This is a genomic window from Roseofilum reptotaenium CS-1145 (assembly GCF_028330985.1).
In the GTDB taxonomy this organism is placed as follows: domain Bacteria; phylum Cyanobacteriota; class Cyanobacteriia; order Cyanobacteriales; family Desertifilaceae; genus Roseofilum; species Roseofilum reptotaenium.
On the sequence record NZ_JAQMUE010000068.1, the window covers coordinates 18,255 to 43,601 of the forward strand.

Annotated in this window: 24 protein-coding genes and 1 pseudogene; 7 read left to right on the forward strand and 18 right to left on the reverse strand. The window is 42.5% G+C overall.

Going from position 1 to position 25,347, the window contains the following annotated elements:
• The first annotated feature begins 24 nt into the window (after positions 1-24).
• Positions 25-948, forward strand: coding sequence for a DUF1848 domain-containing protein (locus PN466_RS11035; protein ID WP_271939664.1), 924 nt, complete (start codon positions 25-27; stop codon positions 946-948).
• Between the two features lie 48 nt (positions 949-996).
• On the opposite strand, the gene PN466_RS11040 is transcribed toward PN466_RS11035, so the two are convergent.
• Positions 997-2,229, reverse strand: coding sequence for a hypothetical protein (locus PN466_RS11040; RefSeq protein WP_271939666.1), 1,233 nt, complete (start codon positions 2,227-2,229; stop codon positions 997-999).
• Positions 2,230-2,414: 185 nt separating this feature from the next.
• On the opposite strand from PN466_RS11040, the gene PN466_RS11045 reads away from it, so the two are divergent.
• Positions 2,415-3,008, forward strand: a complete 594-nt coding sequence (locus PN466_RS11045; protein WP_271939668.1) for a hypothetical protein — start codon at positions 2,415-2,417, stop codon at positions 3,006-3,008.
• A gap of 177 nt (positions 3,009-3,185) precedes the next feature.
• Here PN466_RS11045 and PN466_RS11050 read toward each other — a convergent pair whose 3' ends face one another.
• From PN466_RS11050 to PN466_RS11070, 5 genes are all read right to left on the reverse strand, one after another.
• Positions 3,186-5,264: a PAS domain S-box protein gene (locus PN466_RS11050; protein WP_271939669.1), complete on the reverse strand. Its 2,079-nt coding sequence runs from the start codon at positions 5,262-5,264 to the stop codon at positions 3,186-3,188.
• Positions 5,265-5,664: 400 nt separating this feature from the next.
• Entirely contained in the window at positions 5,665-7,569 is a 1,905-nt protein-coding gene (gene mnmG, locus PN466_RS11055) for a tRNA uridine-5-carboxymethylaminomethyl(34) synthesis enzyme MnmG (protein ID WP_271939671.1), read from the reverse strand.
• Positions 7,570-7,641: 72 nt separating this feature from the next.
• Complete coding sequence (locus tag PN466_RS11060) at positions 7,642-8,097, reverse strand: type II toxin-antitoxin system VapC family toxin (RefSeq protein WP_271939673.1); 456 nt, start codon at positions 8,095-8,097, stop codon at positions 7,642-7,644.
• On the reverse strand, positions 8,081-8,287 hold the full coding sequence (locus PN466_RS11065) for a hypothetical protein (protein ID WP_271939675.1): 207 nt from the start codon (positions 8,285-8,287) through the stop codon (positions 8,081-8,083). The genes PN466_RS11060 and PN466_RS11065 overlap by 17 nt, the downstream gene beginning before the upstream one ends.
• Positions 8,288-8,474: 187 nt before the next feature.
• Positions 8,475-11,825, reverse strand: a complete 3,351-nt coding sequence (locus PN466_RS11070; protein WP_271939677.1) for a DUF3883 domain-containing protein — start codon at positions 11,823-11,825, stop codon at positions 8,475-8,477.
• 244 nt (positions 11,826-12,069) lie between these two features.
• On the opposite strand from PN466_RS11070, the pseudogene PN466_RS11075 reads away from it, so the two are divergent.
• Positions 12,070-12,318: pseudogene (locus PN466_RS11075) on the forward strand (DUF433 domain-containing protein).
• 189 nt (positions 12,319-12,507) lie between these two features.
• Here the strand turns inward: PN466_RS11075 and PN466_RS11080 are convergent.
• The 3 genes from PN466_RS11080 to PN466_RS11090 form a co-directional block, all read right to left on the reverse strand.
• Positions 12,508-13,752 carry a hypothetical protein gene (locus PN466_RS11080; RefSeq protein WP_271939679.1) on the reverse strand — a complete coding sequence of 415 codons (1,245 nt, stop codon included), beginning with the start codon at positions 13,750-13,752 and terminating at the stop codon, positions 12,508-12,510.
• Between the two features lie 143 nt (positions 13,753-13,895).
• Positions 13,896-14,558, reverse strand: coding sequence for a Uma2 family endonuclease (locus PN466_RS11085; RefSeq protein ID WP_271939681.1), 663 nt, complete (start codon positions 14,556-14,558; stop codon positions 13,896-13,898).
• Between the two features lie 73 nt (positions 14,559-14,631).
• The gene (locus PN466_RS11090; protein ID WP_271939732.1) at positions 14,632-15,282 is read right to left on the reverse strand and encodes a Uma2 family endonuclease; all 651 of its coding nucleotides are present in this window, start codon (positions 15,280-15,282) and stop codon (positions 14,632-14,634) included.
• Between the two features lie 372 nt (positions 15,283-15,654).
• Between PN466_RS11090 and PN466_RS11095 the strand changes: the two genes are divergently transcribed.
• Together PN466_RS11095 and PN466_RS11100 are read left to right on the forward strand one after the other, a co-directional pair.
• Positions 15,655-17,064 (forward strand): NAD-dependent malic enzyme, encoded by a 1,410-nt coding sequence (locus PN466_RS11095; RefSeq protein WP_271939683.1) that lies wholly within the window; start codon positions 15,655-15,657, stop codon positions 17,062-17,064.
• 128 nt (positions 17,065-17,192) lie between these two features.
• Entirely contained in the window at positions 17,193-17,567 is a 375-nt protein-coding gene (locus PN466_RS11100) for a hypothetical protein (protein WP_271939685.1), read from the forward strand.
• On the opposite strand, the gene PN466_RS11105 is transcribed toward PN466_RS11100, so the two are convergent.
• The 3 genes from PN466_RS11105 to PN466_RS11115 are packed head-to-tail and all read right to left on the reverse strand — an operon-like array spanning position 17,539 to position 18,861.
• Positions 17,539-18,123 (reverse strand): Uma2 family endonuclease, encoded by a 585-nt coding sequence (locus PN466_RS11105; protein ID WP_271939686.1) that lies wholly within the window; start codon positions 18,121-18,123, stop codon positions 17,539-17,541. The two genes, PN466_RS11100 and PN466_RS11105, sit on opposite strands and share 29 nt — an antisense overlap.
• Positions 18,110-18,457 (reverse strand): XisI protein, encoded by a 348-nt coding sequence (locus PN466_RS11110; protein WP_271939687.1) that lies wholly within the window; start codon positions 18,455-18,457, stop codon positions 18,110-18,112. The genes PN466_RS11105 and PN466_RS11110 overlap by 14 nt, the downstream gene beginning before the upstream one ends.
• Positions 18,445-18,861: a XisH family protein gene (locus PN466_RS11115; RefSeq protein WP_271939689.1), complete on the reverse strand. Its 417-nt coding sequence runs from the start codon at positions 18,859-18,861 to the stop codon at positions 18,445-18,447. Before PN466_RS11115 ends, PN466_RS11110 begins: the two co-directional genes overlap by 13 nt.
• A 111-nt stretch (positions 18,862-18,972) precedes the next feature.
• Here PN466_RS11115 and moaA point away from each other — a divergent pair, with 111 nt between their 5' ends.
• Positions 18,973-19,959, forward strand: coding sequence for a GTP 3',8-cyclase MoaA (gene moaA / locus PN466_RS11120; protein WP_271939691.1), 987 nt, complete (start codon positions 18,973-18,975; stop codon positions 19,957-19,959).
• Between the two features lie 20 nt (positions 19,960-19,979).
• Here moaA and PN466_RS11125 read toward each other — a convergent pair whose 3' ends face one another.
• Positions 19,980-20,558 (reverse strand): Uma2 family endonuclease, encoded by a 579-nt coding sequence (locus PN466_RS11125; protein WP_271939693.1) that lies wholly within the window; start codon positions 20,556-20,558, stop codon positions 19,980-19,982.
• A gap of 189 nt (positions 20,559-20,747) precedes the next feature.
• Between PN466_RS11125 and PN466_RS11130 the strand changes: the two genes are divergently transcribed.
• Complete coding sequence (locus tag PN466_RS11130) at positions 20,748-21,689, forward strand: agmatine deiminase family protein (RefSeq protein ID WP_271939696.1); 942 nt, start codon at positions 20,748-20,750, stop codon at positions 21,687-21,689.
• A gap of 24 nt (positions 21,690-21,713) precedes the next feature.
• On the opposite strand, the gene PN466_RS11135 is transcribed toward PN466_RS11130, so the two are convergent.
• From PN466_RS11135 to PN466_RS11155, 5 genes are all read right to left on the reverse strand, one after another.
• The gene (locus tag PN466_RS11135; RefSeq protein ID WP_271939698.1) at positions 21,714-23,771 is read right to left on the reverse strand and encodes a S8 family peptidase; all 2,058 of its coding nucleotides are present in this window, start codon (positions 23,769-23,771) and stop codon (positions 21,714-21,716) included.
• 52 nt (positions 23,772-23,823) lie between these two features.
• On the reverse strand, positions 23,824-24,039 hold the full coding sequence (locus tag PN466_RS11140) for a cyanobactin biosynthesis PatC/TenC/TruC family protein (protein WP_271939700.1): 216 nt from the start codon (positions 24,037-24,039) through the stop codon (positions 23,824-23,826).
• Positions 24,040-24,098: 59 nt separating this feature from the next.
• Complete coding sequence (locus tag PN466_RS11145) at positions 24,099-24,287, reverse strand: cyanobactin biosynthesis system PatB/AcyB/McaB family protein (RefSeq protein WP_271939702.1); 189 nt, start codon at positions 24,285-24,287, stop codon at positions 24,099-24,101.
• 174 nt (positions 24,288-24,461) lie between these two features.
• Complete coding sequence (locus PN466_RS11150) at positions 24,462-24,626, reverse strand: anacyclamide/piricyclamide family prenylated cyclic peptide (RefSeq protein ID WP_271939704.1); 165 nt, start codon at positions 24,624-24,626, stop codon at positions 24,462-24,464.
• Positions 24,627-24,836: 210 nt separating this feature from the next.
• Entirely contained in the window at positions 24,837-25,307 is a 471-nt protein-coding gene (locus PN466_RS11155; RefSeq protein ID WP_271939706.1) for a DUF29 domain-containing protein, read from the reverse strand.
• Positions 25,308-25,347 lie beyond the last annotated feature (40 nt).

Consider the following 25,347-nt stretch of genomic DNA (forward strand, 5'->3'; position numbering starts at 1 on the left):
TTAAATTTCACCTCCCTTATCAGAATGATTATTAGCGCCAGTAGACGAACTGATATTCCTGCCTTTTATCATAAATGGTTTATCAATCGTATTCAAGCCGGTTACTGTGTTGTACCCAATCCTTTTAACTCCCAGCAACTTTCCCGCATTGATTTGACTCCACAAAATGTTGACGCGATTGTTTTCTGGACTCGCAACCCGCAACCTTTATTGTCATCTTTAGATCTATTAAACGAACTGGGATATAAATACTATTTTCAGTTCACAGTAATGAACAATCCCAGTTTTATAGACCAGCATCAAACTCCTTTATCTTTTGCTATTAAAATATTTCAAAAGTTAGCCAATTTAATCGGCAGTCAAAGAGTAATCTGGCGATACGATCCCATTGTTTTCAGTCAAGATACTGATGTAGATTTTCATCTTCAGCAATATACTTACATTGCCAGTCAACTCTCTGGCTATACCAACCGATGTGTCATTAGTTTTATGGATCGGTATAGCAAAAATAATCATCGTCTCCAAAAGATTGAAACAGAAAAAGCTATTACTTTTTATCCCTTTGAAAAAACTCCACAAGTTTTTGAAAAATTTTTACCCTCAATAGAAAAAATTGCTCAAAAACATAAGATCCAGCTTTTTAGTTGTGCCGAACCCTATGACTTAGAGTCATATAGCATTCACCATGGTAAATGCATAGATGATGATTATCTCCAGGAAATCTTTGACATAGAAGTCAGTCATAAGAAAGATACTGGTCAGCGAGAAGCTTGCGGTTGTGTGAAAAGCCGCGATATTGGCATGTATAATAGCTGCTTATTTGGGTGTCAATACTGTTATGCAACTACCAGCATTGATAAAGCCAGAGAAAATTACCGAGAACATAATCCTAATTCCCCTTCTTTAGTCGGATGGCACGATCTCGAACCTAAATCAAAGGTGAAATAGTTAGAAATTTTCACCCGATAGAATGAAGAATGATCAATTCTCTATTTATTAGAATTTGCCAATAACTAAAAACATAAATTTAATGTGGGAGCGAGGAACTAAACCACCTACGCTCGTTAGTAAGTTTTCTGTCACCATTTGAGGGATTCTTAGTGAAGACGGTATGTCTAATTCATCTAGCATTATGATTTGATAATCATTCGTTCTTTGCACAAATTCAGCAATATCTTCTAATATATAACGGTTTTGGGCATAGCGAAGATCTCCAATCACAATAAAACTGTTTAAAGGGGCACATTCCAGCAAAAATTTAATATTCTCTTTAGTCGTTGATATATTCCATATTTCATTCAGACAATTTTGAAAGACAAAAAGATGACTATTCTCGATCGCTTCTGAAACTGACTCAAAGCTATTAGCCGAGCATAAATCTAAATGGTGAGCATTCCCAGAAAATTGACCTTTCCATAAATTGGGAAGTACGAAATCTTTGGTGATGGCTCGACTCAGTGCCCATTGGTCAGAAGCAATATCATAAACATGGACAAAAATCTCTTTTGTTTGGGGATAATACTTGGTTAAAAACTGAGCTAAACCAGCCACTTCGGGACAAGGCCCTGCTCCAAAAAAGCAAGCATTTATTTTTTTCCCAAAAGCGAAAGTTTTTGAACACTGTTGTAAAATTTCATAAGTCATTTGTACATAATGGGGATAATAACGTATTAAGTAAGCTGCTTGAGTTGATGGATCGGAGTAATTCACTTTAACCCGATCCGATCTATAAGATTCCCACAACTGCTCTGCTGGTTTTTGTAGAGATTGCAAATATTTTTCAAATGTTTCATGATTTTGGGGATTATAAAAATTGATGTTTTTTTCCAACCCCTCTAAAATGTATTTGTATAGTCCTATTTTTTTGATCGGTTTTCCTTGAACTTTTTTGTGGATTTCGGTAGTGATTTTTTTCTCTTCGCTTTCAGGAATCAACAGCGCATTTTGTAGCCCTTCCACCTGGGCTTGTAATTTTTTTTCTTCCTCTTGAAGTCTCGCGATTTGTTTAACCAGATCTAAGTTTTTATTTCTGAGGCTGAAAACCTTATTTTCAAGTTTTTTTAATTTGGCAGTATTGCTGTGTATATTTTTGAATTCTTGATCGTATTTTTTACTTAAAAGCAAAAAAACAATAAGGGTGGCTGTTGCTCCTATAATTCCACCGATAAAAGCACTGAAGGCTAAATTGAGAGTTCCTGCTAAATTAGCTAAAAAAAAGTATTCGATCATCTGACTTGTCCTATTTTAGGAAATCATTGTAGGGTAGGTAGGAGGAGAAGCGGCATCATTCAAATTCTAAAAGCATACTCTACCCACCCTACCCGATAAGGTATATTGTAGGGGCGAACAGCCGTTTTCGGCTGTTGCCGACATGAACGCCCCTACCGCATCTTTGGTACTTTGGAGAATCTGCCATGGCCTATAGCAAATTCGATCTGCTGCGAGTTCAAAATGAGTTGGGTTTAACCCTTCACGAAACCCTTCATTTCTTACCTCCTGTCCCCTCAATTGAAGCCGATACACTTCTGAAAGAAACCTTAGCTGATAGTCTTCCTCTGGCTCTAGCACAGGGAAATGAAAAAGCTCGCAGTGAATGGATTATCAATCCCATTTTAACGGCTGTTCGTCGCTTATCTTCGCATGAAATTAGCGTCTTTTCTGGCCGAGAATTTAATATTGATGAAACACGGCAATTAGTCGGCTATGTGGATTTTTTGATTGCCCGATCGCCCCGTCTCTTAGTCCTAGAAAATCCAGTCGTCATGTTAGTAGAAGCCAAGCCAGAAAACCTCAATGCTGGATTAGGGCAATGCGGGGCAGAAATGGTGGCGGCTCAACTGTTTAATCAACGGACAGATCAGACCATTTATGGTTGCGTTACCAATGGAGAACTGTGGAAGTTTTTGAAATTAGAAGAAGCTCATTTAACCATTGATTTAGAAGCCTACGCGATCGATCCCATCGAGCGATTACTGGGCATTCTCATTCATCTTGCTTGTCAGGGATAAAGCTATATAGGGCTTCGCGCTAGGCAATAGGCAATAGCTTATATCAAATCCTTAAAATGTTTGCATCAATTGATGGCTGAGAGGCAAGGGTCTTAAGCCCCTTGTCTCCCAAGGATCGATTAATGGGAATGTTAAAGAGAAATGGTATTACTAATTCCCCATTATCCATGACTAGCGCTATCCTTGTTGACAAGGGATGTGAATGATAAATTCGGTTCCTTCCCCTGGAATTGAATGGCAATCCATTTTACCCCCATGATTTTTGACCACAATTTGGTAACTAATTGACAAACCTAAACCTGTGCCTTTCCCTACCGGCTTCGTTGTAAAAAATGGATCAAATAAGCGTTGTTTGACCCGTTCCGGGATTCCCATGCCATTATCTTGAATGCGAATTGCTACCCAGTTTGAATCCAGCAATTGGGTAGCAATCCGAATTTGTCCCTCACGAGGCTCTTGTAAATGTCCTTGTTTCGAGCAAAGGGATTCATCGATCGCATCTATGGCATTACTGAGGATATTCATCACTACCTGATTCAGTTGTCCGGCATAACACTCTATTTTAGGTAATTCTCCGTACTCTTTAATGACCTCAATTCCGGGATAATCGGGTTTCACTTTCATCCGATTGTGCAGAATCAGTAAGGTGCTATCAATCCCCTCATGAATATCAACCGACTTCACTGCTGATTCATCTAAGCGGGAAAAAGTACGCATGGATTTGACAATTTCTCTGATCCGCTCCGTACCGACAGTCATGGAATGGAGCAGTTCCGGCAAATCTTCGAGGAGAAAATCCAGGTCTTTGACTTCTGTGGCTTCGGCGATCTCCGGATGGGGTTGGGGATAATGGTCTTGATACAATTGTAGAATATCTACCAAATCCTGCATGTAATTTTCGGCATGTAACAAGTTCCCATAGATAAAGTTCACTGGATTATTAATTTCATGGGCTACTCCCGCCACCATTTGTCCTAGGGATGACATTTTTTCCGCTTGAATTAAATGGGATTGGGTTCGTTTTAAGTCACATAACGTTTCCTGAAGTTGTTGATTTTTTTCTTTTAACAAAGATTCAGAATGGCGCAAGGCATGTTCAGCCTGTTTGCGAGCAGTCATATCAATGCAGATCATGCCCACACCTTTAGATTGACCTTGCTCGGTGGTGAGGGGAAAGTAGTTTTCTAACCAATGACGCACAACACCGGATAACCGTGGTGTTTCATGGGAAACTTCAATATTGAGTAGGGGTTTACCACTGGTTAAGACTTCCCTCAGATGGGGTTCGAGGGTTTTAGCTCGATAGGGATTAATTTCACTAATGGTTTTTGTCAGATGATCGCCGATCGTACTATCATTGGTACTGGCAAGGGTTTCGTTAACTTGCACGAATCTCATTTTTTTGTCCAGAATTGCCATACCAATGGGAGCAGCTTTGAAGAAGGCATTCCAGAGTTGATCTCGCCAGACGAGTTCCTTTTGCAAGGCTTGGCGATCGCTAATATCTCGTCCTTCTGCAATCAGCATTACCACTTTCCCACAGGAGTCCATCACCGGTTTGAGGGAAAAGTCTACCGTGATACTTTGCTGATTTATGCCCAAAAAATCAACTGTACAGCGCAGGGTTTTACCCTTAGCTGCTTGCTTAATTTTAGCTTTGAGTTGTTCCTGATTGGCGTAATCTTGGGGCCACCATGGCGCATTCCATATATCTTGATCGATAACATCAGAAAGTTGAACCCCTGCAAACTCTAGGAGGGTGTGATTCGCTTCTAAAATTTCTCCTTCTGGAGATAATAGCGTCATAAATCCAAACGCAGAGTTGAATATTGCTCGAAAGCGACGTTCACTTTCCTTGAGTGCTTGTTGTGCCTTGCGGCGATCGCGTAAGACGGCTTGGTGTTCACTGGTATCAGTCACCACTCCCAGAAAGGTCGGAGGAGTAGAGGGGCTAGTATACAGCAAGGAAACTGCTAAGTTCACCCAAGTCATGGAGCCATCTTGATGCAGATAGCGTTTTTCTTGCATGAAGGTTTGCAACTCGCCCTCTAGAAGTTGATCGATCAAGGGGCGATCGCCCTCAATATCATCGGGATGAATAATTTCCATCAACGAATGACCTTGCAACTCTTGAGGGGGATAGCCGATCAAATGACCAAACCGAGGATTAATTCTGAGAATTTTTCCCTCTAGAGACCATTCAATCATACCCGTGGGGGCTTGATTGAAGAGGGTATTTTCTCGATTAGTATCCATGGGAGTCACTTGAGTTTTTAAGGGCGTTTTATAAGAGTTGTCAGATTTCAAAAGGTACATATTAGGTTTGATTTATGATTTTGGGGTTTGTGAATACTTTGAGTATAAGGTAGAGGTCTGAAGATGATCTTAATATTGTTTACAAAACGTTATCAAAATAACGTCAGCTTAATGTGTTGGAGTTCAGCATGCTTTCTTTGTATCCATTAATACAAAGGTCTTTCAAAAAAACATGGGGTCAGGATTGATAGATTGAAGCCTGTTTGATTCCTGTGCTATCCAATAGTCGTGGCGTGGAACAGCTAATTTGAGGAATGAGACAGCTAGGTTTGTTGTTGCGCTTTAGTGTTATGGAAGCTCTGGCAGCTAAAGCGCAATAAAAATCAACAATTGTTAATGATTAATGGTTAATGGTTAATTGTTTCCGGTTTTGTACCTCCAAATAAATTAACAAAGCATTCATATCGGCTGGATTTACTCCACCAATTCTAGAGGCTTGACCCACGGTCAACGGACGCACGCGATCTAATTTTTCCCGTGCTTCCATGGACAAAGTTTCAATTTGGAAATAATCCAAACTTTCCGGTAGCTTATGATTGGCATAACGGTTAATTTGGTCAATTTGATTTTGTTGCCGTTGGATATAGCCAGAATATTTAATTTCAATCTCTGCCCCTTGTTTTTCTTCAGATGCTAACTCAGTATTTCCCAAGCCATAGCGATCTAAATCCCCATAATGGAATCGGGGACGGCGCAACAGATCGGCCAGAGTAATCGATCCCTTAATCTTTTGTTCAGTATCGGCTACAATCTTCTGACCCACAGGCTCGTGTTCTTTTACACGGGTTTCATACAGTCGTTCTTTTTCCCCAGCAATCTTCTCTTGCTTCTCGGTAAAAAGAGTCCAGCGTCGGTCATCAATCAAGCCAATTTCTCGACCCAAAGGCGTTAACCGGCGATCGGCATTATCAGAGCGTAGCACCAGACGATATTCTGAACGGGAGGTTAACATCCGATAGGGTTCGCGCAGTTCTTTCGTACACAGATCGTCAATCAGTGTACCGACATAACTCTGTTCGCGGGCAAAAATAATTGGCTCTTGTCCGCGTACCAAACGGACCGCATTCACGCCAGCGACTAAGCCTTGAGCAGCCGCTTCTTCATAACCGGTTGTACCATTAATTTGTCCGGCACAAAACAACCCTTCTACCTTCTTAGTCATCAGTGTGGGATAACACTGGGTTGCTGGTAGATAGTCATACTCAACTGCATAAGCCGGGCGCAACATTACACACTTTTCCAATCCGGGTAAAGAGCGCAACATCTTCAATTGCAATGTTTCTGGTAAACCCGTAGAAAACCCTTGGATATACAATTCCGGAATAGTGCGTCCTTCCGGTTCAATAAAGATTTGATGGGACTCTTTGTCGGCAAAGCGAACAATTTTATCCTCAATACTGGGACAATAGCGCGGCCCTTTGGCATCCACCCACCCGCCATACACGGGAGAAAGATGCAAATTATCCCGAATGAGTTGATGGGTTTCAGCAGTTGTACGGGTAATGTAACAGTCCATCTGTTCCCGTCGAACCCAAACCTCTGGGTCAAAACTAAACCAACCGGCTTCATCTTCTCCCGGTTGCCGCTCCATTTTGCTATAGTCCGCAGAGCGCTTATCCACTCGTGCAGGGGTTCCAGTTTTCAGTCGTCCGGTTTCAAACCCCAAGCGGTTTAGGGTTTCCGTGAGTCCCACGGCGGCAAATTCACCCGCACGTCCCGCATCCATGGATTTTTTGCCCACCCAGATTTTTCCGCCCAGGAAGGTTCCGGTGGTGAGAATGACGGCGCGACATCCGAAGGCGACTCCAAAGTAGGTTTCTACGCCGATAATTTCATCATTGTTGCCCAATACCAAGTCGGTAACCATACCTTCGCGCAAGACGAGGTTTTCTTGGGTTTCGACGATGCTTTTCATTACCGCAGCGTATTCGCGCTTATCGGTTTGAGCGCGTAGGGCCCAAACTGCGGGGCCTCGTGAGGCATTGAGGACGCGCTTCTGGAGATAGGTGCGATCGCTCATTTTCCCAATTTCCCCCCCCAAAGCATCCACCTCATGGGTTAATTGGGACTTCGCAGGCCCGCCCACAGCAGGGTTACAGGGTTGCCAGGCAATTTTATCCAAATTCAGCGTCAGCAGAAGGGTGCGACATCCAAGGCGGGCAGAGGCAAGGGCTGCTTCGCACCCGGAATGGCCTGCACCGACAACAACAATATCAAATTCATCTTGGAAGTCTACGAGAGTCATGGCGTTGCGGTTGAACGGAAAACATAGATTCTTATTGTAGCAATCTGACAACCTGAAGAAACTTGATTTTCGTTATGATCTCAACTTGCTCGGATCGATAGCCTCAATTTGAGAACACCAAGCAAAATCCTTGGTATTAAAAGTATAGATTGTGCTAATTTGATGGGCTAACATAATGGCAATATGAAGTAAATCAAAGACTCCTCCATTGGTGACAGGACGCTCTTCCAATAAAGCGATCCAACTCTCAAAGAGATCCACCGGAGTTGACAGCAAGCAGATATGGGGCATCTGACAAATCCGTTTAATGCGGATAATTGCTTCTGTTGGCTGTAAAGGTGTGGCTAAAATAGCCGGATTAGTAATATAAGAGTAAAATTCTGCTAAAACCTGAGATGAAACACACAAAATTTCCCTGTCGGTAGGTCTAAATATTTCTAAGGCAGCTTGATGTTGAGGAGCTTTGATATTAGCAACATAAGCGAGGATATTCGTGTCCAGATAAATTCGTTTAGCTTCTGTTGCCATAAAGCATCGTCCGATTAAAGGGCTGGAGAATTTCGCTGGCAAAAAACAAGGAATTTAGGTCAGATTCTGAGGGATTTTCTGGGGTTAATTGCTTCTGCTGTTGATTTCGCGTTTTAAAGGTTTCTATCATCAGAGAAATTTGCTCAATTTGTCCTGGAGTGAGTCCAGTGATATCAATAGTTTGAGTCATTTTTGAGTTGGGGTCTAGGGGTTGTTGACATTTTAGCTAATTTTGGGGCTAAGGGTCAGAAAGTGGGTTTTTTGGGTGCTTAAATCTCCTCTAATGCTAGAGAGGTTATGTTTCTGATTCATCATCAAATTCATCTTGGAAGTCTACGGAAGTCATGGCGTTGCGGTTGAACGGAAAACATAGACTTTTATTGTAGCAATCGTACAACCTGAAGAAACTTGATTTTCGGATTGGATGCGCGAATACCAAAGATACGAGCCAAATAATAGTAATCGCACTGCTCGGAAAACGTCCATTCTGCTTGACTGACGTAAAACGGGACGCGATCGCACTGAGATTCATCTGTCACAGTGGTTTTCGCATCAATATACAAATATTCTGCACCCTGTTCATCAAGAATCACAAAATCATAGGGCTGGCGCTGTTCAGTCTCTTGGTTAAGCCAAATGACGCGACTCTCACCAAAATTTTCAACCAACTGATGATACAAAAAATCTTCTCCCTCTCGGCCAATAGCAGCAATATCTTGTTTATAAGAATTAACATTACTAACTGGTAAATATGGAATAGTAAGAACACTTAATTTTTTTGAAGATCGAACTGATTTGGGTTTAATAAACAGATGCATGACTGCTTCATAAACTCCCAATTCATGCAAGGCAAATATCAAGCTGGAATACTCTCCAAGTTCCACCGCATCTTGTAAAAGATTGACTGCCGATATTTTTTCTTTATTTTCGATTAACTCAGTTACTTCATCTAACGTGACTTCATCTAAAGATATTTCTTTCACTAAAAGATTAAAACTCTCAAACTCCCGATCGGTCATTTCCTGTCTCACAACTTGAAATGCTTTGAATTGCTGTGAATTTTGGGCAAAATCTTCTAGATCTTGCTCAGACACATCTGGGTTTTCTGCCAAACGACTTAATGCCGATAGTTTGTCCTGGTGATTGAGAATTTTGAAGATGTCGGTACTGACTTCCGTATCACTCAATGTCTTCAGAAATAGACTAGCTCTATTACTATAAAAGTAAGGGAATATCCGATCGAGCAAATCATCGGATTGATAATTAGACCATTCAATTAATGTAGTGATTACCCTGGTAAATTGAGAATCTCCAGTTTTATCTTCTCTCTCCCAAGTTTTTAGCGCTCCATCAATATCTATGGCAATATCTTTAATCGTTTTGATCTCTTCTTCCTTATGAAATAGAGTTTCAGCATTAGGAAATCGCTTATCTAATAGAAAATCATTCCAATAGTCAGAAGTCAGCATTTCCAGTGCTTCTTTTAACTCTTCCGGAATATCCTCATCTTTCTTCAGCTCTTCCTTAAGCATAAATTTCCCACATTGATTGGGAAGAAGAGAATAGTCTTGAAAGATTTTTTTATCTTGTTGATGAAGAAAACAAACAAACCGATCTAGCCATGAAATTACTCTATCTTGCTCCCAGTCAAAATATTTCACTAAGCTGTCCAAATTTTCCTGGTTTTCAATATCAACAGCAATAGAGCTAAAAATCCATTCATGAACTAGAGTCCATGAAAAACCTACCAAATTTTGTAAATAGGTTTTATCGGGAATTTCTCCAGGATAAAAATCACGGGAAAATTCCCAAATCTGATGTTTTGTAGAGGTTTCATTTTCTGAGGTAAGAAAATAGCTGATTAGATGATATATTGGGCGACTTAAGTTCCAATAATCTGAAGTGTCTTCTTTATTACTTGCCGCTTTAATACATGCATTAATTTCATCAGAAATATTTTTGACATCCTTGCGATCGATCTGATTTTCAAACCCTGTGATTCTGCGATCTAAGAGAATTTCTCGACAGGGTAAACTCAGCATTTCCATCACATCTTTCAGTTCTTCTGGAATGCGATTGTCAATGTAGCATCCTTCCTTATTGATTAATCTACCCTTTTGATTGGGGAGAAGGCAATATTTTCTCAGCAACTTTTCATGATGGTCTCTAACAAATTGAAGTACAGAGTTAAGCCATTCCAGAGTTCGATCGATATTCCAATCGAGATGTTCTGCCAGTGCCTCAACCGTTTTGAGTCTATGAATATCTTCTAGAAAATCTTCAAAAGTGTATTTAATATCCTCTGACAATTTCTGACCTAAAGCTGATTTTAGGATGTCGTGCCAATCTAGAATATATTCGGGTTGAGGTAAGTATTCGGGATAAAAATCAGAGGCTAACTGGGCAAAGTGTTGAACTTTTGCTCTACTTTTGTAGCTAGGTATTAGAGCCTCTTTGAGGATGATTCTGATTCCTGAAACCGTATCTACTAAGGTGGTATTACTGAGTAGAGTGACCAAATCATCTAAAATTTTAGAGTTATACCAAGGTTCGTCAATATTGTCGGGAATTTTAGCCGTATTTTTCAATTTTGCCAATAAGTGAACCTGATGCCAATTGGAACTGACTAAATGGAGTAACTCAGCATAAAGTAAGTTGGCTTGTTCTAAAAGCTCTTTATTTTGAGGGGTTTTGATGGGATTATCGGGATTGAGTAAGATACCGTCTCTGGGTTCGGTGGGATTGAATAAGGGACTATTGATGACGACGGGATAGGGAAAAGTTTCGGAACCAATTAGAGGAAATTCACAGAAAAGGGTTGGGATTTCATCGGGAATTTCTTGAATCGAATAAACCTGATTGTCTCGTGGTTTGACTTCAACCGCAAGGGTAAGGGTTTGCTGGGAATTGGATAAGCAAGCGATGGTTTGTTGCTGTTGTGCGGAATTAGTCTTTTGTTGTACAATTGTCACAAGCAACAGGGTATCAATTTGATGACGCTCAAGAGTTTGATAGTGATAGGTTACATCTTGAGTTCGATCGGATACCGTGACAGAGGTAATGGTAGGGATAAAAGCGAGTGCATAGGCGATCGCGTGATGCAAGTCCTGAATACCTGCTTGAGCGACTTTAAAACCAGCTTCATCTAATACATAACGAAAGCAAGTATCACAGGTTTGGTTGGGTTGATAGTTGTCTATGGGGGGATAAGAGCGATCGCTATCAATAGCTTCAAAGATCGAAAACGCAGCATCAACATTTTCAATCATTTCGTCTAAGTCAGTTGGACTTCTATCGAGAAGAATATTAAATGGCTTGTAAACACAGATTTGATCCTCCTGATTTTTCAGAACTCCACTGATTTTAACCTTCCGGGAAAGCAAATGAGTCGTCATGAAGCCTGTGCCAAATTTTCCTGTAGTTTTAGGCGTTTGGTTGTCTTCCCGTTTGCGCTCTTTACTGGAAACTTGTTCAATTAAGTAGGTAATATTTTCAATCGAGAAGGGATTGCCATTGTGCTTAAACTCCACATAGTCTTGAGTCAAGATAATTTCAATCTTAACTTCCTCATGCGCTACATCTTTAGCATTTTGCAGTAATTCCCAAATCCATCGCCGTTTAGAAGATGCTCGATTAAAAAGCTGATCGATTCCATCCAGAAGTTTGGTGGCGATAACTTTCTGATAGGCTTTTTTTCTAGCCTCTTCTGCCTGCTGTCGAATGCCCATGTTTTCCCTGATATGTGAGTTGTTTTTATTGTATCATACTCTAGCTTGACGGCGATCGCCCCCACCATCCCTCACCCATACTATTTCACCTTGAGTTTAGGATATAACTAGATTAAGTCAGTCATAGTGTAGGTTGGGTTGAGGAACGTTTCGGCCCAGTTCCAGATGAGGTTATAGTGAGTTAAACTGCTTCTAGGCTATAATTAATTACACAAAACAATCACTCATTCAGCCTAAAAAAACTATGAGTTCAACGCCTGAATTACTGAACCGAATTACGCAAAATACCGGTCAATGTGGCGGTCGTCCCTGTATTCGAGGGATGTGAATTCGCGTCACCGATATTTTAGGAATGTTAGCAGAAAATGTTAGCGTTACTGAAATTTTAGAGGACTTTCCCGATCTAGAACGAGCCGATATTCAAGCTTGTTTGATCTTTGCTGCACGACGTACTGATTTTCCGAGACTAACCGCAACTTGCGAGAATTGTTGACGGCGACTTTACCTGATGCGTTAGAGCAATTGTGCCAAGGAGAAATAATTGTGGAAATTATGAATATTGCTTAAAATGACCGATCGACAAAAATTGATGAAATTTTTGCAGATGTTCGCGATCGCACTACTACACCCGAAAAACCTTGCTGGTTATGAGCATAAAATTCCTCTACTCCTGTCTAAGATCTTAATCACAAGGATGCAATCGACTCACTCCTCTCCTAATGCGTAGCCATTCATTTGCTAATCTGGTTTCCCCTGGTTGAATTTGGCGATCGCCAAATTCTGGATTCCGAAGATAAAATATCGCATCAGCAACCCGATCTAAATCCTTGCTTGATAAGTTAACTCCATTACGAGATACACTATCATAATTGGCAAGGCCTGCTGAATTAGCCAGTGCTGAATTAGCCAGTCCACTCTCACAGTTATGATTGTGAGGGATTAGAAGCGCTTGCATCACACTTTGAATGGCATTCCATTCTCTGACATACTCTGTTTCATCCGGCCGAATTTTGCGCTCTGACAGTTGGGGATTGACACTATAGAAAAAACGATCTGTCCACAAATCGATCGCTTCTGGCGAGATCGGGTTTCGAGCATCACTGATATATCCAGTTTCTCGTAGAAATATACGTAAATCCACAAAAAATGAACTGCGATCGTCATGGAGATAAACTTGCTGTATCCGTTGCCAGCCATCTTCTGCTTCTTCGAGTAAATGTTTTGTTGCTAAATAGGCAGCCAAAATTCCCCGAACATTAGATGGCTCATCTCCATATGTTTCCTTTCGGGTTTGATAAGATTCCCAGAGTTGAGTGACAGAGCTATCAATCTCTTCAGGAAAACGAGTTGTTACCTCTCTCAAACTGTCTTGATGATATTGCCAAATCCGTGGAGGAAAAGCAGAATCAGCATAAGAGGTAAATGCATAAGCAAAACGAGAATCACGGCTGTAAAATTCTATGATGCCATCATCATCTAAATCTTTAAGGCTAGGTATAGCGACTCCATCTCCCCAGTCATGGGTCATGTAAGTATAGTTTTGAGATGCTCGATCGTAGCGGTAGATGAAGGAATAGAAACAACAGTGAGCGCCACCGGTAAAGAAAGTCAGGACTATTTCAGGTTCTGAATCTCCATCCAAATCTTGAACCCAAGAGGAAGGATCGTTTTCTCTAAAGTAGGGGCGATCGAATTCTTTACTTCGGGTAGGGATAGGCTGATTTAAGATGATTTTACCGTCTCGAATAAGTTTTAAGCGTAAATTTAAAACTCGAAAATCATCTTCCTTTTGGTCATAGGAAACTTCGGCTTGCACATGACGAAATTCCGCCCTCTCAATCACAGCATGTACTTTCTCTGGAGTTAACACGAATAAAGAACTCATTACAGCAGAAATTCCACAGGTTAATAAGGAGGGTATTTTCATCTTAGGTTTAAATTATCATTACAAGCTTAATTATTACAAGCTTACTCTAGCTCATGGTAGAGTGTGTCAATTATATCATTGAGCAGACAGAGCTGCAAGCAGCGATCGCCATGACCAGTCTTAAAACGGACTAAATCTAAACGTTATGTAGACTGGCTCTCCAAAATTACTCTAATTCTCTCCCGAAACAACCGCACCGCAGACCGTTGTCCAACCACTTTACTCTGCTCGATAAAACCGGGGATTTCATCCAAAGGTAAAAATGGGAAAGCCAGACTTTTATCCGACCGTTGATATTCTCCCTCAACCAGTTGATAAACTTGCACAGTTTCCTTCGTGTATCTCCACAGTTCCGGAACCCCCAATGCTGCATAAATCGTAAATTTCTTCAGGGATGAGCGAGTGTAATCTGACTCAATTGCTAAATCTGGAGGCGGATCGTTAGGCAGTTTAATGATTTTATCTCTAACTACAGCTTCATTCTGAATATAAAAGCAAGTATCTGGCTCAATAGCACGGCTTAAATCTTCTCGTTCTAAGAGCAATGCACCGACATCCATCACCTCAATTTCTAATTCATCGGCGATAGTATCAATAAAACGTGCGATTAGTCGATTAGGGACTTCATGCTGTTGTAATGGCATCCTCAGTTCTAACACTCCTTTATCATAAGCAATTCTCCACGCCCGATCCTCGCCAACATCTGCTATGATTGCCTGATATGTTGACCAGCTTACATTGCGCAAAATGATGCAATTTTCTGGGGGAACTTGCTGTGGTTTAGGAGCTAATGTTGGGATTTGCATCCGCAGTATCCTTGGGCATTTGATTCAGTGTAACTTTTTTGAAGCATAAGAGCAATAGAGGTCTTGCGATTGCTTAATCGAGAATTTCTCTAATTCTTTCCCGAAACAACCGCACCGCAGATCGTTGTCCAACCGCTTTACTCTGCTTGATAAAACCGGGTATTTCATCCACCGGTAAAAACGGGAAAGCTAGACTTTTATCCGACTTTTGATATTCTCCATCAACCCGTTGATAAACTTCCAGAGTTTCCTTCGTATATCTCCATAGTTCCGGCACTCCCAGCGCTGCATAAATGGATGCTTTATCGATCGAGGAATGGGTATAGTCAGACTCGACTGCTAAATCTGGGGGTGGAACTTCAGTTAGATTAATACTTCTGCCTCTGACTAGAGCTTCATTCTGAATATAGAAACAAGTATCGGGTTCAATAAAACGACTTAAATCTTCTCGCTTCAAACTTAAAGATCCCAAGCTTCTCAATTCAATTCCTAACTCATCGACTAACGCTTCTACAAAGCTCTCAATCAGTCTTTTGGGTTCTTCATTTTCTTCTAAAGGCATCCTGATTTCTAACACTCCTTGATCATAAGCAAATCGACAAGCACGATTTTCTCCGACTTCCGCCAGCAAGGTGGTAAATGTTAACCAGCTTACTCCAGTTAAAATGATTCTTCCTCCTGGGATGACTGGCTGTTGTGTGGGAGCAGATTTTGTAGTCACTATCTTATACTGCCTCAGTATAGGAATAAATATTATAACATTTCTTCAGTGAATAAAGTGGAGACCGATCCCCTTAAATCTCCCTTTTCAAGGGGGACTTTTACTGGGCTTAACTTTTGCATAATCGATTAGCAATTGTTGCCTTCAACCCAACCGACGGGAAAGGGGTGAAGGTAGCTCTGTAGCTCCTGTATAACCTTTCTCTATTGCATGAGGTATAGCCCTCACCCCCAACCCCCTATCCCATTTAATTTTTAATTTTTTCGGCTGTCGCCGACATGAAAATTTTTAATTTTTAATTGATTATGGGGTATTCTAAGTGACGATCGCCATAACCGATCGCGGCAACACTAATCACTGAATGAGAGGAAATTCATGACTGAGCCATCTCACACCACTAAATTGAATCCTAGCTCTAGTTTTAGCGTCAAAATTCGGGTTAAACTCCGAAATCGTGCCGGAGCTTTAGCTAAGGTAACTGGGGCGATCGCATCTATTGGAGGGAGTTTAGGGGAAATTAATCTTTTGGAACGCACCCTTGATTTTACGCTGCGGGAAATTACGGTTGATGCTGGCTCTACGGAACAAGCAGAGGAGATTGTCCAAGGGATTAAAGCCATACCGAATGTTGAAGTCCTGGATGTGTCGGATAAAACGTTCGATCTGCATAAAGGTGGGAAGATTACCATTGATAGCAAAATAGCCATTAAAGGTCAGTCTGACTTGGCTATGGCTTATACTCCTGGAGTCGGTCGGATCTGTAAGGCGATCGCCGAAAATCCAGAAAAAGCCTTTGATTTAACCATTAAAAGTAATACGGTTGCCATTGTCACTGATGGTAGTGCTGTCCTAGGATTGGGAAATCTGGGCCCCTTAGGTGCGCTGCCGGTGATGGAAGGAAAAGCCATGCTGTTTAAGGATTTTGGTGGACTCGATGCCTTTCCGGTTTGTCTGGATACCCAAGATACCCAAGAGATTATTGAAACGGTAAAACGGATGGCTCCTGTATTTGGTGGAGTGAATTTGGAAGATATTAGCGCTCCCCGATGCTTTGAAATTGAGCGTCGTTTGAAAGAAGAGTTGGATATTCCCATTTTCCACGATGACCAACATGGAACGGCAATCGTCACTCAAGCGGCGCTCTATAATGCCCTGAAATGGGTGAAAAAGAGCCTGGGAGAGGTGCGAATTGCGATCAATGGGGCCGGAGCGGCTGGGGTGGCGATCGCCCATCTATTGCAAGAAGCAGGAGCCAAAACCATCATCATGTGTGACTCGAAGGGCATTGTGTCTACCGAACGGTCAGATTTGAACGCGGCTAAACAGGAGTTTGCCGTGGCGGAGTCGGGATCTTTAGCCGATGCCATGAAAAATACCGATGTGTTTATTGGGGTGAGTGTACCAGGGGTGCTGACCCCAGGAATGGTAAGTACGATGGCTAAAGATGCGATCGTGTTTGCCATGGCTAACCCCATTCCGGAAATTCAACCAGAGTTAGTCACAGATCGCGTAGCAGTTATGGCTACCGGACGCAGTGACTATCCGAATCAAATCAATAATGTCTTAGCCTTCCCTGGGGTCTTCCGAGGTGCTTTAGATTGCCGCGCCCGCAGTATTACTCGCAAAATGTGCATTGAAGCAGCAGGGGCGATCGCCTCTTTAGTCAGTCCCATTGAGCTGAGTCCCCATCATATCATTCCTTCTGTATTCGATTCTCGCGTTGCTACTGCCGTATCTGCTGCGGTGCAACAAGCAGCCCGGGCCGAAGGTATTGCCCAGTGTTAAAACAGGATGGGGGATAGGGGGATAGGGGGATAGGGGGATGGGGGAATATACAACGATCTCCCCTTCTCCTGCTAACCCTACCTATCCCTTGAATGAATTACCCGAACTTGATGTAACCCCCAATAACTATGAAAACTGTTTCCTATTGGATCGGTGCTAGTGTTAGCACTCTTATTCTTGGATCTCCCTTCGTCGCTTGGGCAGGGCCAACGCTATACTACGAAAAATTATGGTTAGATCTGTCAGTTTCGGCTTGTTTGCAGAGAGCAGAAGAGGCGATCGCCTCTACCGAGGTTCCGGTGTTAAATGTCAATGACACTCGCGTGTTAGCCGTCAGTCCTACTGTCTCGGTGGCGATCGACTGCGAGGCGATCGACACTAAAACCCGCAGTATCATTATGGTCAGTAGCGATGGCAATGAACCCATGACAGCCATTAATTTAACCCAAACCTTGAAAGAAGCCATGAGCGACATCAATCATAAAAATCCAGATGTAAACTAAATCCAGGTAATATGGATTCGCCAGATAACTCTGTAGGCAAACTTCGCACTTCTACCTCTTTTTGTGGCCGATAAATTTCCACTTGTTGCTGTTGGGGATTAATCAACCATGCCAATTGTACCCCCGCATCCATATATTCCCTCATTTTGGCACGCAACTGGTCTAAACTATCCGTTGCCGACCTTAATTCGATCGCAAAATCGGGCGCAATGGGTGGAAATTTGCGTCGTTGTTCGGGAGTTAAAGCTAAATAGCGTTCCCGGCGAATCCAAGCAGCATCTGGAGAACGATCCGCACCATTGGGTAGCTTAAATATAGTCGAGGAACTGAAGGTATAACCCAGGTCAGTTTGTCCATTCCAAATTCCCAAATCAGTGATTAAATCTGCTTCTCGTTTTCCACTATCGCCTCCTACGAGTGGCATAATCAATAATTCTCCTTGTGCCGTTCGTTCAAAGCTCAATTCGCGGTTATCTTGGCATAAGTGATAAAATTGCTCATCACTGAGATTAACAGTATCTAAATTTAATGTCAAAAGATTTTCAGTTAACTGCATAATCGGTCATTTCTCGCATAATAGGAGGGAAAAAACCGAAAACGATATCCTGTTTAGGTATACCCAAGTCAACTAAATCTGCTGCCATATCATGCTCGGTTGAGTTAGCAAAAATCCAGATTTTTTCATTGCGGATATCCATATGCATGACACAATGATGTACCCAGCGCTCATTAAGCCAACCGAGATGGACAATTTGATAGTGATTTCGCTCGGTGTCAAAAATAGTTAAAACTTCAATCTCACCATAAGCTGGCTTAACTTTTGCGTAATCGATGAGCAGTTGCTGCACAATTTGTTGATAGTGGGTTAATTTATCGCTCAGTTCTTCCATAGTAAAATCGCCTCTAATTCAACATTATAAACAATAAGTTTGACAGAATTTTCTTGTAGCCTTGAAGCGGGGAAATCAAGTTGAAAGAATCGGTTATAGATGCGATCGGGTACAGCTAGATACAAAATACGATCGGGTTCTTGAATATGTAATGCCGCCCGATAGTTAATAAACTGACCCAGGGCTGTATGAAACTCTGAAATTGTAGATGTAGTAACCAAAAAACTTTTGACTTCAACTGCAATTTTCTCATTTCCTCGCTCTGCTGCGATTAATCGTTCTGCTCCCAAGTCAATTTCCATCTCTACACCGCCCACTTTCATCTGAAGTGGATCGTGGGTCACATTCCACCCATCTTTAACAAGCGCTGTCTTAACCCCTTGATGAAACCGATCCTTGGCCACAACTTTTGGGTGAATCACTAAACTAATAATATTGTATCATGGAATCCATAATCTGAGTTTGTGCTATTTTAATTCCAACCCATTCGCGTCCCTAGATAGACAACCTTATCTATGAATACTGTAGATTACCTCCGCATCAGCCTAATTGACCGATGTAATTTTCGGTGCGAGTATTGTATGCCTGCGGGTGAAGAACTCAACTATATCTTAAGTCAAAATCTCCTCACATCTGACGAGATTCTTACCCTCTTAAAAGAGATTTTTATTCCCCTTGGTTTTACCCGCTTTCGCTTAACCGGAGGTGAACCCTTACTGCGTCCGGGAGTGGTGGATTTGGTGCGACAAATTGCCCAACTGCCCCAAACCCAAGATTTAGCCATGACTACGAATGGATTTTTACTCGATACCTTGGCGCAAGACCTGTATGATGCCGGTTTGAGGCGGATTAATATTAGTCTTGATTCCCTAGAACCAGAGACATTTGACAAAATTATCGGAAATCGGGGTAAAAGTCGCTGGGAACGAACATGGGCAGGGATTCAGAAGGCATATGAAGTAGGGTTCAACCCCTTAAAATTGAATGTGGTAGTGATTCCTGGGGTGAATGACCATGAGGTATTAAATTTAGCGGCATTAACTCTAGATCGCCAATGGCATGTCAGATTTATCGAGTTTATGCCTATTGGCAATGGTCATTTATTTACCAAGCGAGCCTGGATACCTTCGGAGGAATTACGCCAAAGAATTCGGGAGTGTTGGGGACTTACAGAGGGTGAGGTGCGTGGAAATGGGCCGGCAGATGTGTTCCAAATTCCTGGCGCTCAGGGGACATTGGGGTTTATTAGTCAGATGTCCGAGTGTTTTTGCGATCGCTGTAATCGAATGCGGTTATCGGCTGATGGTTGGTTGCGTCCCTGTCTGCTCAATGAAACTGGACAGATCGATCTCAAAAGCGAGTTGCGATCGCAGGTTCCTTTAACCGAATTACGCCAACAAGTCGCCGATCTCTTACAGATTAAACCAGAGATTAATTTCAAACAACGGGAATCGGGTACAGAAGGCGTTTACACCCGCACCATGTCCCAGATTGGAGGATGAGAGCGCTAGGGGGAAATCACTCAAGCTTCTGGCGTTAAATTCAGGCCGCGATACACTTGTTCAATGGGAAAACGGAGGTTAATACTTGTGAGTTCTATGGTGTCCCCTTCTTGATAGTTGATAATGATCCATTCTCCGGCATCATTTTTATGATACAAATCCATGGCTATGTGAGTCGAACTAACCAGTAAATAGTCGATTAAGGCGGGATTCTGGCGATACATCCTAAACTTCCCACCGCGATCGTAGGCTTCCGTACTTTGAGATAAAACTTCCACAATTAAGCAGGGATAAGTGAAAGAGTTAGGGGTGTTTTTGTCGCGATCGTCGCAGGTAACACTAGCATCGGGATAAGTGTAGTTCTGGGTTTCAAGCATATTAATCTTGATATCGGAATTGCCTGTAATACAACCACTTCCTTCTAAATGAGCCTCAAACATGGCCGTAAATCGGATACCAATGCGCCCATGATTGACGCTGCCGCCTCCCATGGCATAAACTTGACCTTCTATATATTCATACTTTTCTAGTTGTGCTTCTTCCCAAGTGAAATACTCTTCAGGAGTGAGATGGGGATAATTATCTTTAGCTGCAATCATAGTTATCAGGAATGGAAAATAGAGTCTTTACCCATCATAACATTGACCACTATGATAATATGAAAGATATCTTAAATTATAAATTATCTATATCTTTAATCATTCATGAAACTCAAAAAATATAGGCTACTATTGATCGGTGTCTTCTTGTTTACGCTACTGGGTTGTCTGTCCAGTGGAGGAAAAGAAATGCACGAGTTTAACCCAACAATTCGAGTCCCTGCGGAGTGGGAAACCCATGCAGGTACATGGATGCAATGGCCAAGTGCTTATGAGTCAGAGATGCGCCCAGAATTTGCCCAGATTATTGATATTATTCAAGATTACGAACCGGTTCACCTGTTGACCAGTAGTGAGGCTGAAAAAAGGAGAGCCAAACAATTTTTGTTAAAAAAAGGAGTTCCCAATACCCAAATCACTTGGCATATTGTGCCCGTAGATAATGCTTGGTTGCGGGATAATGGGCCCATTTATGTGACGGATGGAATCGATCTGTGGATTCAAAATTGGAGATTTGATGCCTGGGGAGGGAACTTTGGCCCAGATATTGAGTACAAAAATGATAATCAAGTTCCCATTTATATTGGAGAATACTTGGGTTTGCCCATTGAAGATTATCAAGATTATGTGTTAGAAAAAGGCAATTTAGAATTCAATGGCGCAGGGACATTAGTGCTAAATTGGGATTGTCAGGACGATCGCAATCCTGGAATGACTCAAAGGGAACATGAAACTATTCTCAAGCAAGCTTTTGGGGTTCACACCATTATCTGGGCTTATGGACATCACCGAGATGATGGAACCACAGGTCACATTGATGGGATTGCACGGTTTGTTGACCGCAATACCTTGATGGTTGCAGATTACGATCGCTCAAAGACGGAACGGAATTTAGCAAGAGCAGCTAAAGAAGCAGGATTAGAGGTGGTTCGCTATCCCGGTAATCCGAACTGGTTGGTCGGTAACGGATTTGTCTTAGCAATGGGGGAAGGAGAGGAGAGGATTGACGCTGCATTAAAATCTGAACTGGAATTTCTCTTTCCCGATCGCCAAATTCACTTGATTCATGCAGAAGCGATCTTCGATTCAGGAGGCGGTATCCATTGTGTCACCAACGATCAGCCTGCATAATCTTTAGATTCAAGCGATTCCATATTATTTGGAAACAGCCCACGATCGCACTTCTCCTAAAGTTACCGGAGTGCGATCGCTCACATCAATGGTAAACCGAAACACCCGTTTGGCGCGGCGAGCGTTTTCCGGATCGAAGAACTTTAATTTTACATCCCAACATTCGCTCCCGTAGCGACAGAAGGGGCTTTTTTCCACATCAATGCTGTGCAGCTCCATGCCGATGGCAACGGCTTCCGAGAAGGTTTGCACCGCTTGGAAAGCATTGGTAGCAGCGAAATTCAACGCCCTATCTTTTGCCATTTGTCCCAAGTTGCGCAAGTCGTAGTACACTCGATTGAGGAAGCTAGATAAAGTGCGACGCATAGCTGCTTCATCGGCTGCTTCTTGTTCTGCACTCACGGCTTGCAAGGCAGATTCGACTAATGTATTCACTTTCCAGCCATACATTCCCCTGGGACTATTCACCTTCAGCACTGGGATAACTTGCCCGGAAAAGAGTCTGACGGTTTCATCGGTTAATGTACCGGGAATACTCACCCGTTCGATATAATCTTCATCATCTTCGGCTAAAACTTGACCCGCTAGCATATATTGCATCGTTTCATAGATGTCGGCACCAAATGCGCCTACGGGTTTAATCGCATAAATTGGCGTGAGTTCTATATTTAACGTCCAAATAAGAGATTTACTTTCCGAAAGATTGGTTTCCAGATAATCGACCATTTGCCGGGCATCGTAGGGATTTGCCGGAACTTGCGTATTTCCAACGACTGCCGCAGGCATAAATTGTTTGAACGTATCCCGGCGTGCTTCTGTACCGAAATCATAGCCCAAGGTTCCCAAAGCATACACTAGGTTGGAACGTTGACTGGGGGTGACGCTGCTGGGAGAAACTGGGTGGGTTAATCCATTTCCGGTTAAAACAACAGTATTCTCTGGTAAGTTTGGTGTTTCGTCGTTGGTTTCTGGAGTGGAAAGAGGGGTTTGGGGTAAACTTTCGCTGGGGGTTTCGTTGCTCGGTGCGATCGCATTTTCCGTAGTAGAGATAGTTTCACTTTCGGAATTTGCCACTATTGCTTTTTCCGCTAATGGCTCTCCAGTCAACAGTTCGTAAGCCCCAGCAATATTAATTTTTCCCAACAAACAGCGTTCTGGTTCTTCCACTTCTTCAGGATCGCAGGGAATGGCACTATTGGTTAAAGCAGCTCGTACTGCTTCGGCATCTGGTGCAGCTCCTTTTTCCAGTTGCAAACTCATTAATAGGGCTGCGGTTCCCGTGACAATAGGAGCGGCACAACTGGTTCCCTTTTTACGAATAGGTTCGTCCGTTCGCGGTTGCGCTCCTAAGATATTTTCTCCTGGGGCGAGGATGCCTTGACTGGCATATTTCCCGCCAAAGTTACTGAATTTAAACGGTTCTCCCGTGTCTTTCATTGCTCCTACAGTGAGGACATTGTCTAAGACTGCTGGCACGCACCAACATTCGCCTTTATCGTTCCCTCCTGGAGCGATGACGAGAATATTATTATCCTGGGCTTGACGAATGGCTTTGTCGATAAATTCGTGAGCGAGTCCGCTTTGGGTGGGGTGACAAACGGCGCAGTGGATGATGTTGGCTCCCTGCTCGATGGCAGTGCTAATGGCGCGGGACAGGTTGAGAGGATTAATAAAATCGTCGTTGCTATAAGCGATGGGAATATTAATTACGGTTGCATTTGGGGCAATCCCTTCCACGGGAGAATCCGGTTGTCCGCAAATGGTACTAATAATATGGTTGGCGTGAAACTGTAAATGCAGGCTGGCGCGGATATTTTTATCGGGGATAGCGGCTACCATCATTTCCCCTTTTTCGTCCTCGCTTTTGCCGCTACTTTCGATTTCGAGAAAGGATTGAAAATGCTGCGCTTCGATCGCAAATTCTTCTGTCCAATAGGGTTCAAACCGGGTGAGATTTGCCCCTTGGAAACAGGCGCGTTCTAGGTCTACTTTACCATCGAGAACGGCAATTTTAATGCGACGATCGCCTTGGGTTTGGGAGCGGAGGGCAGAGAGTCCGGCGATATCGGTTAAATCGGGCATAGTTTAATGTCTCAATCCTTATCTGGGTTCTGCAACATCTGCATGGTTCTGTTTAACACCAAATGCGACCGCGACGAAATGGCTTTTCGTTTTTGTCCCGCTTATGGTCTTTAAACATACTTTTCCAGCGACCGTAGTCTTCTAATCCAGTGGCCAGAATATAAGATTGTTCGGGTTCGCTCGATGGGCTTTGGCTTGCGGTTTCTTCCTTTGTGGTTTTAGCCGCTTTCGCGTTTGCTTTTTTGCGATTTCCTTTGGCTTCTGCCATGATTCAACTGCTCCTTAATTATGAGAGAATGCGAGATTGGCGATCGTCTAACGTCCCCATCAAGACATTTTCAGAGTGCTGTAGGGAGGATATTGAAATTGTGCCGGATCGTTGTAATTTGCGCCGTGCATTAAGTCCATGCGGATGTGGAGTAAGTCATCACCCCGTCCGTGAATGACATCGACGCATTCATAGATTTTGACAAAGTGGGGACGTTTGATAGGGGGAGATTGTTTGGGAAGTTTCATAGTGCCGTTAGGATACTAGTAATTTGTGGTAATGTTCCTTAGATGGTTCTAGCAACTTCAGGTTCTAGATAGGGGAAATCGTTGGTGCTTTCCCCTGTTCCCTGCCTCTTCTCTCATGGCTGGTGGAAAAAAGAGTTTTAACCTTTTTTGAGGTGAGTGATAGGCTTAAGAGAACTACTCAGCATCATCACCTGCAAAAGTCAGGTAAAAACCATCCTCTCTCTCCTGAGGACCAAAAACGAGGGGTGCTACGATCGCATTTCCATCACGAGAAACCGTAGCAGCATTTTCGCGCTTCACCGGAGCCACAGTTACCGGAGTCATCTTTTTAGTTTTCATAATTCTTTGCCCTTGATATCAGCAATTTTTCCTGAGACTTAAAACTCAGAGTTATGACTATCAAGATATAATCTTCTCTGCATCATGTCAACAATATCGCGTTACATTTAATTAAGTCTTTGGACTGAAATTGTGAAGGGAGCGATCGCACTCTAGAAAAATTGGGAATAGTGCGATCGCATTTTCCATTCTTTCTATCAATATACAAGGTTAATCGAGATCTTCCTGTAGAGCGTTATCTTCCGGAAAATAATCCATATCTAAAACTTGCTCTTGCGTAAAAGGACAATCAGTCGGAAATGTTTGTTTCGGCAAATTAGTTTCATTAACCGCAGCGCGCACTGCTTTTGGATAGCATTCTGAGAAAATCTCGGTAAAATAAGGGTTTAAGCTCGGACTATCCTTTAACAGAAGCTCTAATTGCTCTCGTTGCTCGTCAATTGTATTTAGCCAGCTATTTGTCCGTTTTTCCGATTGATATTTCCACTTCAGCAAATGCATCAATAGAACTTTTAAGCGACTGAACATCTCCCGTTTATTGTTCCGTCCCATATCGGTAACTTCTTCGATTAGGTTTTCTATGTCCAGGCCGTCTAAATCTCCTTTTCTTAAATACGTTACAGTTTGCTCGATCCACAAATTAAAATCGGTTTCATAAAGCTGAGAGAGTTTCGCGCTCATTCTGACTCCTCCTTGCTGAGGTTGTGTTAGCCTTGAGGCT

Coding starts and splice junctions, on each gene's coding strand:
- PN466_RS11035 (WP_271939664.1), top strand. CDS start 25: ATGATTATTAGCGCCAGTAGACGAACTGATATTCCTGCCTTTTATCAT.
- PN466_RS11040 (WP_271939666.1), bottom strand. CDS start 2,229: ATGATCGAATACTTTTTTTTAGCTAATTTAGCAGGAACTCTCAATTTA.
- PN466_RS11045 (WP_271939668.1), top strand. CDS start 2,415: ATGGCCTATAGCAAATTCGATCTGCTGCGAGTTCAAAATGAGTTGGGT.
- PN466_RS11050 (WP_271939669.1), bottom strand. CDS start 5,264: ATGGATACTAATCGAGAAAATACCCTCTTCAATCAAGCCCCCACGGGT.
- mnmG (WP_271939671.1), bottom strand. CDS start 7,569: ATGACTCTCGTAGACTTCCAAGATGAATTTGATATTGTTGTTGTCGGT.
- PN466_RS11060 (WP_271939673.1), bottom strand. CDS start 8,097: ATGGCAACAGAAGCTAAACGAATTTATCTGGACACGAATATCCTCGCT.
- PN466_RS11065 (WP_271939675.1), bottom strand. CDS start 8,287: ATGACTCAAACTATTGATATCACTGGACTCACTCCAGGACAAATTGAG.
- PN466_RS11070 (WP_271939677.1), bottom strand. CDS start 11,825: ATGGGCATTCGACAGCAGGCAGAAGAGGCTAGAAAAAAAGCCTATCAG.
- PN466_RS11080 (WP_271939679.1), bottom strand. CDS start 13,752: ATGAAAATACCCTCCTTATTAACCTGTGGAATTTCTGCTGTAATGAGT.
- PN466_RS11085 (WP_271939681.1), bottom strand. CDS start 14,558: ATGCAAATCCCAACATTAGCTCCTAAACCACAGCAAGTTCCCCCAGAA.
- PN466_RS11095 (WP_271939683.1), top strand. CDS start 15,655: ATGACTGAGCCATCTCACACCACTAAATTGAATCCTAGCTCTAGTTTT.
- PN466_RS11100 (WP_271939685.1), top strand. CDS start 17,193: ATGAAAACTGTTTCCTATTGGATCGGTGCTAGTGTTAGCACTCTTATT.
- PN466_RS11105 (WP_271939686.1), bottom strand. CDS start 18,123: ATGCAGTTAACTGAAAATCTTTTGACATTAAATTTAGATACTGTTAAT.
- PN466_RS11110 (WP_271939687.1), bottom strand. CDS start 18,457: ATGGAAGAACTGAGCGATAAATTAACCCACTATCAACAAATTGTGCAG.
- moaA (WP_271939691.1), top strand. CDS start 18,973: ATGAATACTGTAGATTACCTCCGCATCAGCCTAATTGACCGATGTAAT.
- PN466_RS11125 (WP_271939693.1), bottom strand. CDS start 20,558: ATGATTGCAGCTAAAGATAATTATCCCCATCTCACTCCTGAAGAGTAT.
- PN466_RS11130 (WP_271939696.1), top strand. CDS start 20,748: ATGCACGAGTTTAACCCAACAATTCGAGTCCCTGCGGAGTGGGAAACC.
- PN466_RS11135 (WP_271939698.1), bottom strand. CDS start 23,771: ATGCCCGATTTAACCGATATCGCCGGACTCTCTGCCCTCCGCTCCCAA.
- PN466_RS11140 (WP_271939700.1), bottom strand. CDS start 24,039: ATGGCAGAAGCCAAAGGAAATCGCAAAAAAGCAAACGCGAAAGCGGCT.
- PN466_RS11145 (WP_271939702.1), bottom strand. CDS start 24,287: ATGAAACTTCCCAAACAATCTCCCCCTATCAAACGTCCCCACTTTGTC.
- PN466_RS11150 (WP_271939704.1), bottom strand. CDS start 24,626: ATGAAAACTAAAAAGATGACTCCGGTAACTGTGGCTCCGGTGAAGCGC.
- PN466_RS11155 (WP_271939706.1), bottom strand. CDS start 25,307: ATGAGCGCGAAACTCTCTCAGCTTTATGAAACCGATTTTAATTTGTGG.